General features: G+C 66.7%; 12 protein-coding genes. 7 read left to right on the forward strand and 5 right to left on the reverse strand.

The window, feature by feature from the left end; translation table 11 throughout:
• Positions 1–147: 147 nt before the first annotated feature.
• From rsgA to ACWV8V_RS14785, 3 genes are all read left to right on the forward strand, one after another.
• Entirely contained in the window at positions 148–1245 is a 1098-nt protein-coding gene (rsgA, locus tag ACWV8V_RS14775) for a ribosome small subunit-dependent GTPase A (protein ID WP_455900079.1), read from the forward strand.
• A 31-nt stretch (positions 1246–1276) separates the two neighbouring features.
• Entirely contained in the window at positions 1277–2518 is a 1242-nt protein-coding gene (locus ACWV8V_RS14780) for a flavohemoglobin expression-modulating QEGLA motif protein (protein WP_429000478.1), read from the forward strand.
• 177 nt (positions 2519–2695) lie between these two features.
• Positions 2696–4987, forward strand: coding sequence for a TonB-dependent receptor (locus tag ACWV8V_RS14785; protein ID WP_455900080.1), 2292 nt, complete (start codon positions 2696–2698; stop codon positions 4985–4987).
• A gap of 800 nt (positions 4988–5787) precedes the next feature.
• On the opposite strand, the gene phbB is transcribed toward ACWV8V_RS14785, so the two are convergent.
• The 3 genes from phbB to ACWV8V_RS14800 are packed head-to-tail and all read right to left on the reverse strand — an operon-like array spanning position 5788 to position 9104.
• A complete protein-coding gene (phbB, locus tag ACWV8V_RS14790; protein WP_019183776.1) occupies positions 5788–6528 on the reverse strand; it encodes an acetoacetyl-CoA reductase in 741 nt (246 codons plus the stop codon).
• A 25-nt stretch (positions 6529–6553) separates the two neighbouring features.
• Positions 6554–7882: a CitMHS family transporter gene (locus ACWV8V_RS14795; RefSeq protein WP_070473693.1), complete on the reverse strand. Its 1329-nt coding sequence runs from the start codon at positions 7880–7882 to the stop codon at positions 6554–6556.
• Positions 7883–7922: 40 nt separating this feature from the next.
• Positions 7923–9104 (reverse strand): OprO/OprP family phosphate-selective porin, encoded by a 1182-nt coding sequence (locus tag ACWV8V_RS14800; RefSeq protein WP_346468634.1) that lies wholly within the window; start codon positions 9102–9104, stop codon positions 7923–7925.
• Between the two features lie 156 nt (positions 9105–9260).
• Between ACWV8V_RS14800 and ACWV8V_RS14805 the strand changes: the two genes are divergently transcribed.
• From ACWV8V_RS14805 to ACWV8V_RS14820, 4 genes are all read left to right on the forward strand, one after another.
• A complete protein-coding gene (locus tag ACWV8V_RS14805) occupies positions 9261–9959 on the forward strand; it encodes a response regulator (protein ID WP_455900081.1) in 699 nt (232 codons plus the stop codon).
• On the forward strand, positions 9949–11331 hold the full coding sequence (locus ACWV8V_RS14810) for a sensor histidine kinase (RefSeq protein WP_259259175.1): 1383 nt from the start codon (positions 9949–9951) through the stop codon (positions 11329–11331). Before ACWV8V_RS14805 ends, ACWV8V_RS14810 begins: the two co-directional genes overlap by 11 nt.
• A 20-nt stretch (positions 11332–11351) precedes the next feature.
• Positions 11352–12386: an ABC transporter substrate-binding protein gene (locus ACWV8V_RS14815; protein ID WP_455900130.1), complete on the forward strand. Its 1035-nt coding sequence runs from the start codon at positions 11352–11354 to the stop codon at positions 12384–12386.
• 138 nt (positions 12387–12524) lie between these two features.
• A complete protein-coding gene (locus ACWV8V_RS14820; RefSeq protein WP_259259176.1) occupies positions 12525–13175 on the forward strand; it encodes a LuxR C-terminal-related transcriptional regulator in 651 nt (216 codons plus the stop codon).
• 10 nt (positions 13176–13185) lie between these two features.
• Here the strand turns inward: ACWV8V_RS14820 and ACWV8V_RS14825 are convergent, their stop codons facing one another.
• A complete protein-coding gene (locus ACWV8V_RS14825; protein ID WP_455900082.1) occupies positions 13186–15837 on the reverse strand; it encodes a hybrid sensor histidine kinase/response regulator in 2652 nt (883 codons plus the stop codon).
• A gap of 56 nt (positions 15838–15893) precedes the next feature.
• Positions 15894–17060 (reverse strand): OprO/OprP family phosphate-selective porin, encoded by a 1167-nt coding sequence (locus ACWV8V_RS14830; RefSeq protein WP_455900083.1) that lies wholly within the window; start codon positions 17058–17060, stop codon positions 15894–15896.
• Between the last annotated feature and the right edge of the window lie 110 nt (positions 17061–17170).

Consider the following 17170-nt stretch of genomic DNA (forward strand, 5'->3'; position numbering starts at 1 on the left):
GCGGAATTGTTGCGTTGCAGGGCAAGCGTTTCCGGCCCAACGCCCGGCCCTGCAAGGCAGTTGCAGATGAAAGGATTTCCGTCCGTCTACGCCTGCGCCGGTCCCGCGCGGCAACGCCTGGTCGCCACACCCATTAGAATGGGCACGATGAGCGAACCCACTGATTACCTTGCCCTGCAGACCATTGGCTGGCCCTGGCCGGGCGGCCCGGAGCTGCCGGACTGGCAGGCCCTGTTCGAGCAGTTCCCGCAGGCGCGCCCCGGCCGGGTGATCGAGCAGCATCGCACCGGCTACATCGTCTCCGATGCGCCGGAAGCGGCGATCAAGACCGAGTCCCCGCCGGAATGGCAGCGCCCACGCTTCCCCAGCCACGAGCGCGCGGCGGTCGGCGACTGGGTGCTGCTGGAGGGCATCAAGATCGTTGCCCTGCTGCCCCGGCGTACCGCGATCAAGCGTGGCGCGGCCGGCGAGCATTACCACCAGCAGGTGATCGCGGCCAACATCGATACGGTGTTCATCGTCTGCGGGCTGGATGCGGACTTCAATCCGCGCCGGATCGAGCGCTACCTGCTGCTGGTCGGCGGCGGCGGTGCACAGCCGGTGGTGGTGCTGACCAAGGCCGACCAGACCGAGTACAGCCAGGATGCCCTGGACGTGCTGGAAGAACTGGCGGCGCAGAACATTCCGCTGCTGGCGATCAACGGCAAGGACCCGGCCAGCGCCTCGGCCCTGCTGCCATGGCTCGCGGCTGGCCAGACCGTGGTACTGGTCGGCTCCTCCGGTGCGGGCAAGTCGACCCTGACCAATACGCTGCTCGGGCACGAGCGCATGAAGACCGCCGATGTGCGCGTCAACGACTCGCGCGGCCGCCACACCACCACCCACCGCGCACTGATTCCGTTGCCGGCCGGGGCCTGCCTGATCGATACGCCCGGCATGCGCGAGCTCAAGCCGACCGGTGAGGAAGCCTTGAGCGAAGGCGGCTTCTCCGACGTGGAAGCGCTGTCGGCGCAATGCCGTTTCCGCGACTGCGGCCACCAGCGTGAGCCGGGCTGTGCGATCCGCGCGGCCATCGATGACGGCACGCTGGATGAAGAGCGCCTGCTCAACTACTTCAAGCTGAAAGAAGAAGTGGCTGCCGCCGCGGCCAAGCTGGCCGTGCGCCAGGCGCAGCAGGCCATCGAGCGCAAGCACGTCGGCAAGGGCGCGCAGTGGCGCCCGGGCGGAAAGGGCGGCCGACGATAGCTTTTGCTACTGTCCGTCCATGGACACGCCAATGACCGTGGATCGTGACGTCGCCCACCACACCGCGCTCGACGCACAACTGGTCGAGGCGGTAGGCGGGATCAAGCTGCTGGGGCTGACCAGCTGGCCGGCCGCGCTGCAGGCGCCGTTCCTGGCCAGCGTCGCCCGCGGTCAGCCGGTGCTGCCGCAGGTCGACTACCCCAAGCTCGATTTCACCGATACCCGCCATCGCCTGGCCGCGATCAGCGCGCAATGCGATCCCGACCATCCCATCGGACTGTACGTACAGCGCTCGGCGCACAGCTGGGACCAGGCCGCCGGCCTGCTGGAATCGCTGGGCACCGCCGAGGTGGACCGTTACTCGGTGGAGCTGTTCGGCGCGCCCGAGCAGCCGCTGCCCGGCAACGGCCCCAGCACCCGCGATGCCGCACGGCACTTCATCCAGATCGCGCAGGAGCTGGACCACGAGCTGCTCGCGCCGGAAGAACAGGTGCCGGTCTCGGCCACCGCGCTGCAACTGCAGCTGCAGAGTGATCTGGATGCGTTCTTCGAATCGCGGATCATCAGCGTCCAGCTGGATCCCGACCTGATTTCCAAGGCCGCCGCCGGCCCGAACCGGATCCGTCTGCGCACCAGTGCGCGTTTCAGCGCCTACGACCGTGCGCAGCTGTTCCACCACGAGGCGCTGGTGCATTCGCTGACCGCGCTCAACGGCCGCGAGCAGCCGCACCTGCCCAGCCTGGCGCTGTCCTCGCCGCGGGTCACCGCCACCCAGGAAGGACTGGCTACGTTCGCCGAGCAGATCACCGGCAGCATCGACATCGAGCGCCTCAAGCGCATCAGCCTGCGCACCGAAGCCATCGCCATGGCGCGCGAAGGCGCTGATTTCATCCAGGTGTTCCGTTACTTCTGCGAGGCCGGCCAGAACAACGAAGAGAGTTTCGCCTCCGCCCAGCGCGTGTTCCGCGGGGTGCCGCCGAGCGGCGGCGCGGCCTTCACCAAGGACACCGTGTACCTGCGCGGGCTGGTCTCCGTACACACCTTCTTCCGCCACATGCTGGCTGAAGATCGGTTGCAGGTCTGCCGCTGGCTGTTCGCCGGAAAAATGTCGCTGACCGATGCGATCGCCTTCGCGCCACTGTTCGAAGAAGGCATCCTGCGCCCACCGCGCTGGCTGCCGCACTGGGTCAGCCGCGCGAACGGATTGGCCGGCATGCTCGCGTTCTCGCTGTTCGCCAACCGCATCCGCATGGATCAGCTCGCCCCCGAGTAGTGCCGGCCGCTGGCCGGCAAGCGCGCGCGCCTTCTACGTGCGCCCAGTGCGTTAATGAGCACTGCATCGCAATTCATCTGTGATGCGCTGAACCGTAAACATCCTTTCATCTTCCGCTCGCATGCTGGTCATGCACCTGCATTGCGCAGGTCATCTTCCCCCATGTAACGGACGACCATGCTTACCCGACCCCTGACGATCGCGGTGGCGCTCGCGCTGTGCGCCGCCAATGCCCACGCTGCCGATGTAGACGCCACCGCCGCTGCCAACGTCGCGCTCAGCGCGCAGACCCTGGACACCGTTTCGGTGATCGGCCAGGGTGAGACCCGCCAGGTGCAGCGCATCACGGCCGTGGACAAGGAAGTGCTGCCGCCGGGCACCAGCGGCCAGAAGATCCTCGACCGCCTGCCGGGTGTATCCGTGCAGTCCAACGATGCCTTCGGCGCCAACGAAGAATCGCAGACGATCAGCCTGCGCGGCTTCGACAAGAGCCGCCTGGGCTACACGCTGGACGGCATTCCACTGGGCGACAACAGCTACGGCAACTACAACGGCCTGAGCATCGCCCGTGCACTGATCGCCGAGAATCTCGCCGGCGCAGAATTGTCGCAGGGCATCGGCTCGCTGGGCGTCGCCTCGACCAGCAACCTCGGCGGCACCATCCAGTACTTCTCGCAGGACCCGTCCACCGAGTTCGGTGGCAAGGCCAGCGTCACCGTCGGCGATGACAACCAGCGGCGCGGTTACCTGCGCGTGGACACCGGCGACATCAACGGCTTCTCTGCCTATGTGTCCGGCGTGCATCAGGATTCGGACATGTGGGCCGAACCGAACCAGAACCAGACCACCCGCCAGTTCAACGCCAAGGCGATCTGGAACGTGGGTGACAACCGCTTCGGTGCCTTCGCTGCCACCTCGCGCGTGAGCCAGGCCAACTACGCCTACCTGTCCAAGAGCATGCTCGCGCGTGGCCTCGGCTGGGACTGGAACATCTATGCGCCGGACTGGGATCGCGCGGTCGCCGCCGCCTACTGCGCACCGGGCACCTACAACGCGCAGAAGTGCGCGTTCACCGGTGGCGTCAACAGCATCGATGACGCGTACTACCAGAGCCGCGCGCTGCGCGACGACAACCTGTACTCACTGGATGCCGACCTCGCGCTGGGCGACAGCGCCCGCCTGAAGCTGCTTGGCTACCACCACGAGAACCGTGGCCAGGGCCACTGGTGGGCACCGGGCCAGCCGTCCAACCCCGGCACCCCGGAGATGCTGCCGATCTCCATCCGCAGCACCAATTACACCATCAACCGCCAGGGCATCACCGCCGCGCTGAGCTGGCAGTGGGGCATCCACGAATTGGAAGCGGGGCTGTGGTACGAGCGCAACGACCACAACGTCGAGCGCAATTTCTACTACATCACCGGCCCGTTCCTGGATGACGGCTACCTCAACCACCCGGACCGCCGCCTGTTCGATCAGGACTTCGACATCCGCACGCGCCAGTTCTACGTGCAGGACCGCATGCGCTTCCTGGACGACCGCCTGACCGTGGATGTGGGCATCAAGAGCCCGAACACCCGCATGACCGCCAACGCCAAGCCGGGCACCGAAGCCAGCTACGCCTCCGGCACCCTGACCGCCAAGGAAGCGGTACTGCCGCAGGCCGGCATCGGCTTCAAGCTGAGCCCGAACCAGGAAGTCTTCGCCTCCTACTCGGAGAACATCGCCGCCTTCGTCGGTGGTGGCAGCGGCGGCCCGCTGCAGGTCTCGCCAGAGTCCTTCGCGGCCAGCGCCGGGTTGGAACCGGAGAAGTCCAAGACGCTGGAAGCCGGCTTCCGTACCTTCGGCGAAAAGTACCAGGCCTCCCTCGCGGCCTATCACGTGACCTTCGACAACCGCCTGCTCTCGCTCAACCCCTGCACCAGCATCGAAGTGGGCACGCGCCCGGAGTGCATCACGCGCTTCATCAACGTGGGCTCGGTGAAAAGCCGCGGCGCGGAACTGACCTTCATCCTCAAGCCGATGGATGGCCTGCAGTGGTACAACGCGCTCTCGTGGAACAAGACCACCTACGAGGACAACTACACCTCGGGCGGTGCGATCGTGCCGGTGGCCGGCAAGATCACGGTGGACACGCCCGAGCGCATGGCCTCCAGTGAGATCAGCTGGAACCGCGATGGCTTCTTCGCCAGCCTGCGTGCGAAGTACACGGGCAAGCGTTACTACACCTACACGAACGATCAGTCGGTGCCGGGTGTGACGACGTTCGATGCGGGGATGGGGTATTCGTTCGGGCCGGGCATGGGGTTGCGCGATATCAAGGTGTCGCTCAATGCGACCAATCTGACCAATAAGCGTTACGCGGGTCAGTTGAGTTCGTTCGCGCCGACGGATCCGACCGGAACGCGCTATGCGATCCACGCGAGTGCGCCGCGTCAGGTGTTCATGACGGTGGCTGCGGAGTTCTGATCTCCGCTTGCTTGGGCATGGGTAGCCACCGACCGTTGGTCGGTGGCTTTGCTTTGCGCAGATGCAAGGGCGCAACGCCAACTGCGCAACGCCTAGAGCGCAGAGCCTCTCAGATGACTGGGCCAGGCATGGGGTGTGCGGGTTCGCGGGACGCGCCGTAAACCCATCCATGGGGGCTCGTGAGCCGCATCCATGCGGCACAACGGTCCCGCCAACCCACACACCCCACGCCTCCGACACTTGGTTGGTGGCCATGGCGACGCAACGCAACGCAACGCCGCAGACGGACAAGGCCGAGGCGACTCGAGCTGAGCCACCTCAGCTGGGAAAGCTACGCAGATCAATCGAACCGAGCGAGCCAAGCGAACCAAGCAGGGCAAGCGGACCAAGCAGGGCAAGCGGTCCAAGCAAGTCAACGAAGCGAACGAATCCAAGCAAGCCAAGCCAATGCAACGGAGCAGCAGGTGCCCGCTTTTTCGTTGCGCACCAGCTCACTGTCAAAGGGTAGGCACGGGTGGGTTGGCGGGACCGTGTGTTGCCATGGATGGCAACACACGAGCTTACACGGACGTACTTGCAGCGGGTCCCGCCAACCCACCCGTGCCTGCCCAGCGCGACACGGGCCTGCAGTCCGGCTTTTGCCCCACCGTTGCAGTTGCAGTTTCTGTTGCCATTGCCATTGCCATCGCAAGTAGCCCAACGTTCCCGAAATCCCGGAAGAAAAAAAAGCCGCGATGCCAACCAGCATCGCGGCTCACCTCGTGGGGGAGGCCACGCATCACGTCGGATGCGCAAAACCGTCAGAACATGTGCAGACCACCATTCACCGCATAATCCGCACCCGTCACATACGCCGCATCGTCCGATGCCAACCACGCACACAGACTCGCCACCTCCTCCGGCTTGCCCAACCGCCGGATCGGCACCGAACCTGCCAGACGATCCAACACATCCGGCGGAAAACTGCTGATCGACTGACTCGCGATATACCCCGGCGAAATCGTATTCACCGTCACCCCCCGCGTCGCCACCTCATTGGCCAACGCCCGGCTGAAGCCATGCATCGCCGCCTTCGCCGTCGCGAAGTTCACCTGGCCGATCTGGCCCTTGTGCGCACTCACCGAGCCGATATTCACGATCCGGCCCCAGCCGCGCGTGCTCATGCCATCGATCACCTGCTTGGTGATGTTGAACAGCGCATGCAGGTTCGAGCCCATCACCGCGTTCCAATCGTCCGGGCTCATCTGCCGGAACAGCACATCGCGGCTGCCGCCGGCATTGTTGACCAGCACATCGATCTCGCCGACCTCGGCCTTCACCTTGGCGAACGCGGCCACCGTCGACGCCCAGTCCGCGGCATTGCCTTCCGAGGCGATGAAATCAAAGCCGAGTTCGCGCTGCTCGCGCAGCCAGGCGGCCTTGCGTGGGGAATTGGGTGCGCAGCCGGCGACCACAGTGTGGCCGTTGCGGGCCAGTTTTTGGCAGATGGCAGTGCCGACACTGCCCATGGCGCTGGTGACGTAAGCGATGCGAAGAGTCATGGCGGAACGCTCCTTGGTAGGCGGGTCAGGACGCAAGCGGATACAGGCCGAACAGCAGCCCACCGAACATCAGCAGCATCGAAATGGCGATCGCCCACTTCAGGGTGAACTTCTGGTGATCGGCGAACTCCACTTTGGCCAGGCCGACCAGCAGGTAGGTCGAGGGCACCAGCGGGCTGAGCAGATGCACCGGCTGGCCGGCCAGCGAGGCGCGGGCCATCTCCACCGGGGTGATGCCGTAGTTGCCGGCCGCTTCGGACAGGATCGGCAGCACGCCGAAGTAGAAGGCGTCGTTGGACATGAAGAAGGTGAACGGCATCGAGGCCAGCGCGGTGATCACCGCCAAGTAGGGACCCCAACTGTCGGGAATGATCGCCAGGAAGCTGTGCGACATCGCCTCGACCATGCCGGTGTTGTTGAGGATGCCGGTGAAGATGCCCGCCGCGAAGATCAGCGAGACCACCGACAGCACGTTGCCGGCATGGTTGACCACGCGGCGGCGCTGCTCGGCCAGGTTCGGGTAGTTGATCACCAGGGCGATCGCGAAGCCGACCATGAATAGTACCGGCATCGGCAGCACACCCAGGATCAGCGCGGTCATCAGGGCGATGGTCAGGCCCAGGTTGACCCACAGCAGCTTCGGGCGCTTGGTGTCTTCGGCGTCTTCCACCGTCGGCAGCGTGTTGCCATCATCTGAGACGCTGTTGTCCATCCAGCTGCCGCCCTGGGGCAGGGTAACGACGCCCAGGCGGCGGCGCTCCTTCATGCCCAGGTACCAGGCCAGCACCAGCACGCCGGCGCAGGCGATCACCATCGAGGGGATCAGCGGCACGAACACGTCGGCCGGGTCCACATGCAGCGCGGTGGCGGCGCGGGCGGTCGGGCCGCCCCACGGGGTGAGGTTCATCACGCCACCGGCGAGGATGGTCACGCAGGTCATGTTCAACGCGTTCATGCCCAGGCGCTGATACAGCGGCAGCATCGCCGACACGGTGATCATGTACGTGGTCGAGCCATCACCGTCGAGCGAGATCAGCATCGCCAGGATGGCGGTGCCGAGCACGATCTTCATCGGGTCGCCCTTGACGAAGCGCAGGATGATCCGCACCAGCGGATCGAACAGGCCCGCATCGATCATCACCCCGAAGTACAGGATGGCGAACATCAACATCACGCCGGTCGGCGCGATCTTCTTGATGCCTTCCAGCATCATGTCGTCGATGCCCGCCGCAAAGCCGCCGATCAGCGCGAACAGGATCGGAATGGTGATGAGGGCGACCAGCGGCGAGAGCCGCTTGCTCATGATCAAGTACATGAATGTAATGACCATGCCAAAGCCGAGGATGCTCAGCATCATCTGCATTCTCCAGAAGAAACGGTGCGGAAAGTGGGCATCAGAAGTCGTACTGCAGGCGGCCGGTGACCGCGCGGGTGCGGTCCACGGTGGCCTCGGCCAGGCGGTCGCGGTTGCGGCTTTCGATCAGGTTGAGCATGAAGCGCAGGTTCGGGCGCATGTACCAGTTGCCACCCAGGGTCCACGCCTCGGTCTGGCCGTCGCGCAGGTCGGGCTGGCCGATCAGGTGCTGGTCGCCGCGCATCTGGTCATAGCGCAGTGCCAGTTCGAACGCGCCGGCGGCGTGCTGGAAATCCTTGACCCGGCCGAAGCGCCCGGTCTTGCGGTCGTACACGCGCGATTCGCCGGTGACGAACCAGCTGACCAGGCCGTAGCCGGCCAGCACCTTGCCGCGCTGGCTGCCGTCGTCGAAGGTGGCGCCGCTGAACTCGCCCTGCCAGGACAGCGGCCCGTTCACCTGTGCGTATTCCAGCGACCACTTGTTGACGTCGGTATCGCGACCGGCCGAGAAATCGACCAGGGTCAGGCGGCTGTTGTCGGAGAGGTGACCGGCCGGGCGCGGGCGGATGCGCAGGGCAGGGACGCCGTCGGCGCCCGGGTTGTCGTAGCGCTCATGCGCCAGCGACAGGCCCAGATGCAGGACATCACCGGCCGTGGCGCCAGGTGCCCAGGTCGCGCGGCCACCTGCGGCACGGCCCTTGACCTGCCACGCGTCGATGCTTTCCAGGCTGTAGGCGCTGGCGGCCCAGGTCATGTCGCCGCGCGCGGCCTGCCAGGAGGCGCCGAGGCGATACAGCGGCGCCAGCGTGGTGCCGGCATTGCCGCGCTCCAGGAAGGTGCCGTAGTTGGAACTGGTGCGGTCATCCAGCGAGAAGAACTGCTTGAACTGGCCCACGGTGAGCTTGCCGGCATCGCCGAAGCTGCGGCTGACGAACACATCCTTGGCCTCGACCCGGTCGCCGGAGAAATCCGCTTCCAGCTTGTAGTCGACCACGAAGAACTTGCCGGATACGTCAAGCCATGCGCGACGGATCTCGGTGTCGTCCTTGTTCGGCGTGCCGCGGCGGTCATTGTGGAAATCGGCGAAATCCAGGTGCAGGCGGCCGCCGAGGCTGGCCGTGACCGGGCGGTCGTCGTCGCTGGCGTCGGCGGCCCAGGCCGGTGCGGCCAACAACAGCGTGCAGGCGGCCGGCATGCACCAGCGCAATGCGTTCAGTTCCATGGCCCCTCCCAGGTACCGTGTGTTCGGTGGTGTCGCGATGGCGCAGCCTAGTGCCGGGATGCTGTCATCCACCTGTCAGTCATTGCTGCACCGCAGCGAAGCGCACGGATGCGGCTGCACGCGCTAGCATTCGTGCACCTTTCCCGATCCCGACCGATGCGCATCCTGCTGGTGGAAGACAACCCGGACCTGGCCGACGCGATCGTGCGCCGCATGCGCCGCAGTGGGCACGCCGTGGACTGGCAGAGCGACGGGCTGGCGGCGGCGAGCGTGCTGCGCTACCAATCGTTCGATCTGGTCGTGCTCGATATCGGCCTGCCCAAACTGGATGGGCTGCGCGTGCTGGCCGGCATGCGCGAACGCGGTGACAGCACGCCGGTGCTGATGCTGACCGCGCGCGATGGCATCGAAGACCGTGTGCAGGCGCTGGATGTCGGTGCCGATGATTACCTGGGCAAGCCGTTCGATTTCCGCGAGTTCGAGGCGCGCTGCCGCGTGCTGCTGCGGCGTACCCGCGGCCAGGCCAGCGAGGTGGTGCAGATCGGTGGCTTCCAGTTCGACAACGCCGCGCACCGGGTCAGCCTGGATGGCCAGGCGATCGAGCTGCCCAACCGCGAGTACCGTCTGCTGGAGATCCTGATGGGGCGCCTGGGGCAGGTGGTGGGCAAGGACGAGATCGGCAACGGCCTGTTCGGCTTCGATGATGAGGCCGGTCCCAACGCGATCGAACTGTATGTCGGGCGTCTGCGCCGCAAGCTGGCCGAGGCACCGCTGCGCATTGTGACCGTGCGCGGCAGCGGCTATCTGCTTGAGGCGCACGATGCGGCGGCCGAGGGCAGCGCCGATGGTGACTGAGGCCCGCGCACCGACCTCGATCCGGCGCACGCTGTGGCTGTATCTGGGCGGTTTGATGGCGCTGTTCGCGGTCGCATTGTTCTTCGGTGCGCGTGACTACGGCCAGCGGGCCGCCAACCGTTCCTACGATCACCTGCTGGTGTCCTCGGCGCTCTCGATCATCGATTCGGTGGCGCTGGTGGATGCGCAGTGGCAGGTGGATCTGCCGTACGCCTCGCTCGACCTGCTGGCCATGGCGCCGGAAGACCGCGTGTTCTATCGCGTTTTCGATGCGCGCAACCAGACCGTGACCGGCTACGACGATCTGCCGGCGCCACCGCGCACGCCGACCGATCGCCCGCAGCTGTTCGACGCCCCCTACAGCGGCGAAACCGTGCGCTTCGTGGTGGTGTCGCGGCGGGTGTCATCACCGTCCGCGCAGGCCGAGGTGCGTGTGCAGGTCGGGCAGACCCGGCGGGCGCGCGAGGCGCTGGCACAGGACATGGTGACCCGCGCGCTGGTGGCGATCGTGGTGCTCTCGCTGTTGTCGCTGGCGCTGGTCGCGCTCGGCGTGCACCGGGCGCTGCGCCCGCTGGTGAGGGTCGAACGCGAGTTGTCCAGACGCGAGCCCTCCGACCTGCGCCCACTGGATGCGTCCACACCGCAGGAGATGGACCAGATGGTCGGCGCCTTGAACCACTTCATGGGCCGGCTCTCGACCAGCAATGAAACCCTGCGTGCCTTCATGGCCGAGGCGGCGCATCAAATGCGCACGCCGCTGGCCGCATTGCGTGCACAGGCGCAACTGGCGCTGGATGATGAAGACCCCGAAGACATGCGCCGCAGCCTGCAGGCCATCGAGCGCAACGCGACCCACATGAGCCGCCTGCTCAACCAGCTGCTCAGCGATGCCAGTGTGATCCATCGCGCCAACCTGCAGCGTTTCGCCCTGGTCGATCTGGCCGAGATCGTGCACCAGGCCCTGCACGAGGCGTTGCCACAGGCATTGCCGGCACCCCGCGTGCAGCTGGCGGTGACCAGCGATCCGGCGTGGGTCAACGGGGATGCCCTGCTGCTGCGCGAAGCGATCAAGAACCTGATCGACAATGCACTCAAATACGGTGGCGACGGCGCGTTGCAGCTCGCGTTGACCACGGAGGATACGCACTGCGTGCTGACCATCGCCGACCACGGCCCCGGCATTCCACCGGCCGATGCGGAGCGGGTCTTCGAGCGCTTCGCGCGTGGCGAAGGGGCGGCCGCCGGTGGTGCAGGGCTGGGGCTGGCAATCGTCAAACGCGTGGTGGACAGCCATGGCGGTCATATCGACCTGTCCAACCGGGTCGACGGTGGCCTCATCGCCACCATCCGGCTGCCGAGGAGACACGCATGAAACGCTGGCAGGGCCTGTTGATGTTGATGTCGCTGTTCGCCGCCACGGCTTACGCCGATCCCGGCGACGTGCAGCGCTTCCCCGCCCAAGGCGCGCCGACCGCGCAGCTGCGCATCCACGGCTCGACGGATATCGAAGTGTTCGGCACGGTCATTGCCGACTACCAGCGGCTGCATCCCGGCACGGAGGTGATCTACGAAGACATCATCACCCAGGACATGTACGCGCGTTACCTGCGTGATCGCAGCGGCTCGGCCGCACCGGACCTGCTGATCAGCAGTGGCATGGACCTGCAGGCCAAGCTGGTCAACGATGGCCACGCGCTGGCGCATCGCTCGGCGCAGACCGATGCGTTGCCCGCCTGGGCGCAGTGGCGGCATGAGGCATTCGGCATCAGCTATGAGCCGGTCGCGATGGTCTACAACACGCGTACGCTGCCCGCGTCGCGCGTGCCACATACCCGTCGCCAACTGCTGGAGTTGCTGCGCGCGCCGGATGCGCCGCTGCTGGGCCGGGTCGGCACCTACGATGTCCAACGCAGCAGCGTCGGGTATCTGCTCGCCACCCAGGATGGCCAGCGCGGCAGCATGGCCGGCGCGCTGCTGGGCGCACTGGGGGACAACCGGGTGCAGCTGGAGGAGCGCACCGGCGTGCTGCTCGACCGGGTCAGCAGCGGCCAGCTCTCGCTGGTCTACAACGTGCTGGGCTCCTACGCGCAGGCACGCATCGATGCCGGCGCGCCGCTGGGCATCATCGAGCCGGAGGACTACACGCTGGTGATGCTGCGTACCGCGGTGATCCCGCGCGGCGGAAAACACCCAGAGGAAGCCCGCCGGTTCCTGGATTACCTGCTGTCGCCCCGTGGGCAACAGGTGCTCTCCCGCGAAGCGCGTTTGATGCCGATCCTGCCGGCGGCGGGCCAGCGCCGGGGCGCCTCGCCGGAGCGCAGTTATCGCCCGATCCAGCTCGGCCCGGGCCTGCTTGTGTATCTGGACGCGCTCAAGCGCCGCCAGTTCCTGGAGGCATGGCGCGGCAGCATGCAGCAGGGGCGGTGAGGCCGTTGGCGCGCCCCCTTCAACACGAAGGGGGCTCTTCTCCAGACACTCAACGTGTATCGGCAGGTTGGGTCCGCTACGCCGCAGGGATGCCGGTAGTGACGGCCGCTGGCCGTCAACCTCATTACAATGGCCCGCATGAGTGACATCACCGTTCTGGTCGCCGACGACCATCCCCTGCTGCGTGCCGCGGTCGTGCATTCGCTTCGCCAGGCGCTGCCGCAGGTCACTGTGATCGAAGTGGCCAGCGCCGCCACGCTGGAGACAGCGCTGGACCAGCATGCGGAGATCGAGCTGGTCCTGCTCGATCTGACCATGCCTGGAGCACGCGGGTTCTCCTCGCTGCTGCATGTACGCGGTGCGCATCCCGACGTGCCGGTGGTCATCGTCTCCTCCAACGATCACCCGCGGGTGATCCGGCGTGCGCAGCAGTTTGGTGCGGCCGGTTTCATTCCCAAGTCTGCCCCGGCCGAGACCCTTGGCCAGGCGGTGGCGGCGGTGCTCGATGGCGGGGTGTGGTTCCCGGCGATGGCGGCCGAACGCTCCGAATCCGATGCGCTGCTGGCCACGCGCCTGGCGCAGCTCACCCCGCAGCAGTTCCGGGTGCTGTTGTGCCTGGCCGATGGCCTGCTCAACAAGCAGATCGCCTATGAGCTGGGCCTGGCCGAGAACACGGTGAAGGTGCACGTCACCGCGATCCTGAAAAAGCTGGAATGCCACAGCCGCACACAGGCGGCGGTGCTGGTGAAAGCGCTGGAGCCGGAAGGCGATGCGGGCGCCGGCGTCTAGCGGTACGGGCTCAGCTGCGGTGGCGTAGCAGCAGCTGTGTCATCAGGGCCCGCAGCGCGGGCGGGCGCACCGGTTTGGACAGGAAGCCCCAGCCGTTCTCCGCAGCCTGGGCCTTCAACGCGTCATCGCGCTCTGCGGTGACAAGGATCACCGGCGGGCGTGCGTGCCACAGGCCGCACAGGTGTTCGTACAGATCCGGGCCGTGCCACTGGCCCATGCGCACGTCCAGCAGCAGGAGCTTGGGCACGTTGAAGGCCGAGGCGATCTCCAGCGCGGCCTGCGGGCCATCGGCCAGTTCCACCACACAACCCCAGCGCTCCAGCAGCGCGCGGGTGGCGGCGCAGACACGCGGGTCGTCGTCGATGCTCCAGACCCGGCAGTGGTGCAATGGGCTGTCATCGGTACTATCGACCACCGGGGCGACCGCGGGCGCCGGTGCGATCACCACGTCCGCGGCCTCACCCAGGGGCAGACTCACTGAAAAGACGCTGCCGCGCCCCAACGTCGAACGCAGGCGGATCGGGTGGCCGAGCAGGCGGCCGATCCGCTCCACGATCGCCAGGCCCAGACCGGCGCCACGTTCCTGATCCACGCCGTCGTCGAGGCGTCGGAACTCTTCGAAAATCTCGCCCTGCAGGCTCTCCGGAATACCGGGTCCCTGGTCGTGCACCTCGATGCGCAGCTGACCGCCGTCGCGGCGGCAGCCGATCAGCACGCGGCCGCGCGGGGTGTAACGCAGTGCATTGGACAGGAAATTCTGCAGGATCCGGCGCAGCAGGGCCTCATCGCTGACCACCACCGCACGGGTGTCCACCCAGCGCAGCTGCAGGCCGCGGCTGTCGGCGGCCAGGCCGAATTCACGGGCAAGGGTTTCCAGCAGCGGCGACAGCGCGAAGGCGCGTACATGCGTCTTCAGTGCGCCCGATTCCAGTCGGGAGATGTCCAGCAGGCTGTTGAGGATGGCGTCCTGCGCGGCCAGCGCGGCGTCCACATGTTCGCTGAGCTCGCGGGCATCGCCCTGCAGCTTGCCGCGCAGCACCGAGACGAACATCCGCGCAGCGTTCAACGGCTGCAGCAGGTCGTGCACGGCCGACGCCACGAAGCGTGATTTGTAGCGGTTGGCCCGCTCGGCTTCCCGGCGTGCTTCATCCAGATCGCGGGTGCGCTCGGCGACGCGATGCTCCAGCGCATCGGCGAGCGAGCGCAGCTCGCGCGCGGTGTTCTTGTAGGCGGTGATGTCGGCGTAGCTGGTGACGAAGCCGCCGTCAGGCAACGGGTTGCCGCGGATCTCCAGCACGGTGCCGTCGTCTTTCTCGCTCTCACGCATGTGCGGGCGGCCGCTGCGCAGGTGGGTCAGGCGGCGCTCGATGGCTTCGTCGATCGGCCCGGGGCCCAGCAGGCCGCGGCGCGCGTTGAAGTGGAAAATCTCTTCGATCGGACGGCCCACCCGGATCAGCCCGGTCGGGAAGCGGAACAGCTCCAGATAGCGGGCATTCCACGCCACCAGCTTCTGCTCGTTGTCGATCACCACCACGCCCTGTGGCAGGTGCGCCAGGCTGCGGCTGAGGCCGCTGTCGGCCTGCTGGGCGGCCTGCAGTACGCCGTCCTGGGCGGTGCGCAGCTCCTGTGCGTGCTGCTTGAGCACGCTCTCCAGCTCGCGCCGGCTGCGCTGCCGGTGTGCCGCCAGCCGCCGGCGCTGCTGCACGAACAGGCCCAGGAAACACAAGGCCAGCCAGATGCCGCCGGCAGCCAGCGCGGCGCTGCGGCCGACCGCCGTGCTGGCACTGGCGTCATGCAGCAGGTGCAGCTTCCATTGCGGCTCGCTCAGCACCAGGGTCTGCCACAGCACCGGCCGTGGCAGTGCGGGCTGCTCGATGCGCACCATGCGTCCGCCATCGGCCAGCACCTCCAGCGTACGTGCCTGCAGGGGCTGCAGTGAGCGATCCGCATACTGGCGGGTGGCCAGCATCTCGTTGCGCTCCTGTGGGCCGAGTGGGCGCAGCAGGCGGTAGCGCCACGCATCACCGTTGGCCAGGAACACCACGTCATGCGCATCGGTGGCGAGCACGATGTCCGGGCTCTGCAGCCACTCCTGCTCCAGCGCGCGCAGTTCGATCTTGATCGCGACCACACCCAGCACGGCGCCGCGTTCGTCGTAGATCGCCTGGGAAAGAAAGTAGCCGGGCACGGCCGTGGTCATGCCGATGCCGTAGAAGTGCCCGCTGCCGTGTGCCATCGCCTGCTGGTAATAGGGGCGGTAGCTGTAGTCCTCGCCGACATTGGTGGTCGGCTGGTCCCAGTTGCTGGCCGCCACGGCGATGCCGTGCTTGTCGATCAGCGTCAGGGTCGAGGCGCGGGTGACATTGTTGGCCTGGGCCAGTTTGAGATTCAGCCGCTGGCGTTCTGCGGCGGTGAGCGGGTGGGACACGGCCTGGTGCAGGTCCGGGTCCAGCGCCAGCACCTGCGGCAGTGTGCCGAAGCGATCGATCCGCTGCTGCAGGGTCTGCGCGTACAGGCCCAGCTGGCGGCGGACCTGCAGGCTTTCGTCATCCAATGCCCGCTGCTGCGCATAGCGCCCGGCCAGCAGCGCGCACAGCACCGTGCCGCCAAGCATCAGGGCGATGATCAGCAGCCAGGGGCGATAGCGGGAGACCCGGTACATGCCGTCAGTCTAGGCAGGACACGGCGGACGCGCGTCAACGCGTCCGCCGGGCGGGATCAGAAGTGCATCTGAGCGCGCAGTTCGAAGATTTCCGGCTGGCTGCGCACGCCGCGACGGCTGGCGTCGACCTTCACGTAGTTCGCCTGGAACTTGAAGTGCGAGGTCAGGTACCAGTTGGCACCCAGGGTCCAGTCGTGCTGACGGCCGCCAAACACATCGGCGTCGTCCAGATCGATGCGGCTGTAACGGGTCACCAGCTCGACCGCGCCATAGCTGTGGGCCGGCTTCACGTTGGCCACGGCACCGGCGTTGTACGGGCGCGATTCGCCGGTCAGGATCCAGCTCGCCATCGCGTACTGGCCGTTGCCGGTGTAATCCGGCTTGCCATCACGGCTGACCGTGGTCTGCAGCGCTTCGCCCTGCAGCGAGAACGGACCGCGGATCCAGATGCCTTCCAGGCCGGTACGGACGATCTTGTCGGCGGTGGCCAATGCACCGGAGTCGACCAGGCGGATATCGGTCAGGCCGGCTTCCGGGCGTGCGCGCAGGCGGGCGCTGGCCGGGTGCGAGACATCGCGGCCATCGCGGTAACCGCGTGGGTTTTCCTGCGAATAGGCCAGACCCAGGTGGATCACGTCGCCTGCGGCCTTGACCGGGGTCCACACCGCACGCACGGCCTGGGTGGTGCCGGGATTGTCACCCTGCAGATCCTTGCCGCCGTAGGCACCGGCCTGCAGCAGGTACTGCGGGCGCTCCAGCACCCATTCGGCACCGGTGCGGCGGCCTTCGTAGAACGCCTGCACGGGCAGGGCGGTCTCCAGGAAGCTGCCGGCGCGCGAGGAGGTGCCCGCGTCCAGGCCGACCGGGGTCTTCATGTAGCCGAAGCGGAAGCGGCCGATGTCGCTGCCGAAGAAGGCCTTGCTTTCGAAGCGGACGAAGACGTCCAGCCAGGTATCGGACTGGAAGTCGTAATAGACCATGGCGTCATACACGCCCTTCTTCTTCAGGGTCGCGCCGAATTCCTTGCGGCGCACGGCGTCGGCATCTTCAATGCCGCTGTTGCCGGAGAAGTCGTTGAGGTCGTAGGCGATGTTGGCGGTGGCGGCCAGTTCGGTGCCATCGCTGAAAGTGGCCTTGGTCGGCCAGTTGTCCCAGTCGGCCGCGGTGGCGGCGAGCGGGGCCGTGGCCAGGGCCAGGGCAATGAACAGGGGTGTAGGGCGCATGGGCGGTAGCTGCAAGTAAGAGTGGGGCAGAACAACAACGGCCGCGAACGGCAAATCTTTGGGAATTTTACCCTTGATCCGCCGCAGGGCCACCCGCCGCCGTGGGGGCG

This window comes from Stenotrophomonas sp. Ker107b (assembly GCF_053847245.1).

Coding starts and splice junctions, on each gene's coding strand:
- rsgA (WP_455900079.1), top strand. CDS start 148: ATGAGCGAACCCACTGATTACCTTGCCCTGCAGACCATTGGCTGGCCC.
- ACWV8V_RS14780 (WP_429000478.1), top strand. CDS start 1,277: ATGACCGTGGATCGTGACGTCGCCCACCACACCGCGCTCGACGCACAA.
- ACWV8V_RS14785 (WP_455900080.1), top strand. CDS start 2,696: ATGCTTACCCGACCCCTGACGATCGCGGTGGCGCTCGCGCTGTGCGCC.
- phbB (WP_019183776.1), bottom strand. CDS start 6,528: ATGACTCTTCGCATCGCTTACGTCACCAGCGCCATGGGCAGTGTCGGC.
- ACWV8V_RS14795 (WP_070473693.1), bottom strand. CDS start 7,882: ATGCTGAGCATCCTCGGCTTTGGCATGGTCATTACATTCATGTACTTG.
- ACWV8V_RS14800 (WP_346468634.1), bottom strand. CDS start 9,104: ATGGAACTGAACGCATTGCGCTGGTGCATGCCGGCCGCCTGCACGCTG.
- ACWV8V_RS14805 (WP_455900081.1), top strand. CDS start 9,261: ATGCGCATCCTGCTGGTGGAAGACAACCCGGACCTGGCCGACGCGATC.
- ACWV8V_RS14810 (WP_259259175.1), top strand. CDS start 9,949: ATGGTGACTGAGGCCCGCGCACCGACCTCGATCCGGCGCACGCTGTGG.
- ACWV8V_RS14815 (WP_455900130.1), top strand. CDS start 11,352: ATGTTGATGTCGCTGTTCGCCGCCACGGCTTACGCCGATCCCGGCGAC.
- ACWV8V_RS14820 (WP_259259176.1), top strand. CDS start 12,525: ATGAGTGACATCACCGTTCTGGTCGCCGACGACCATCCCCTGCTGCGT.
- ACWV8V_RS14825 (WP_455900082.1), bottom strand. CDS start 15,837: ATGTACCGGGTCTCCCGCTATCGCCCCTGGCTGCTGATCATCGCCCTG.
- ACWV8V_RS14830 (WP_455900083.1), bottom strand. CDS start 17,060: ATGCGCCCTACACCCCTGTTCATTGCCCTGGCCCTGGCCACGGCCCCG.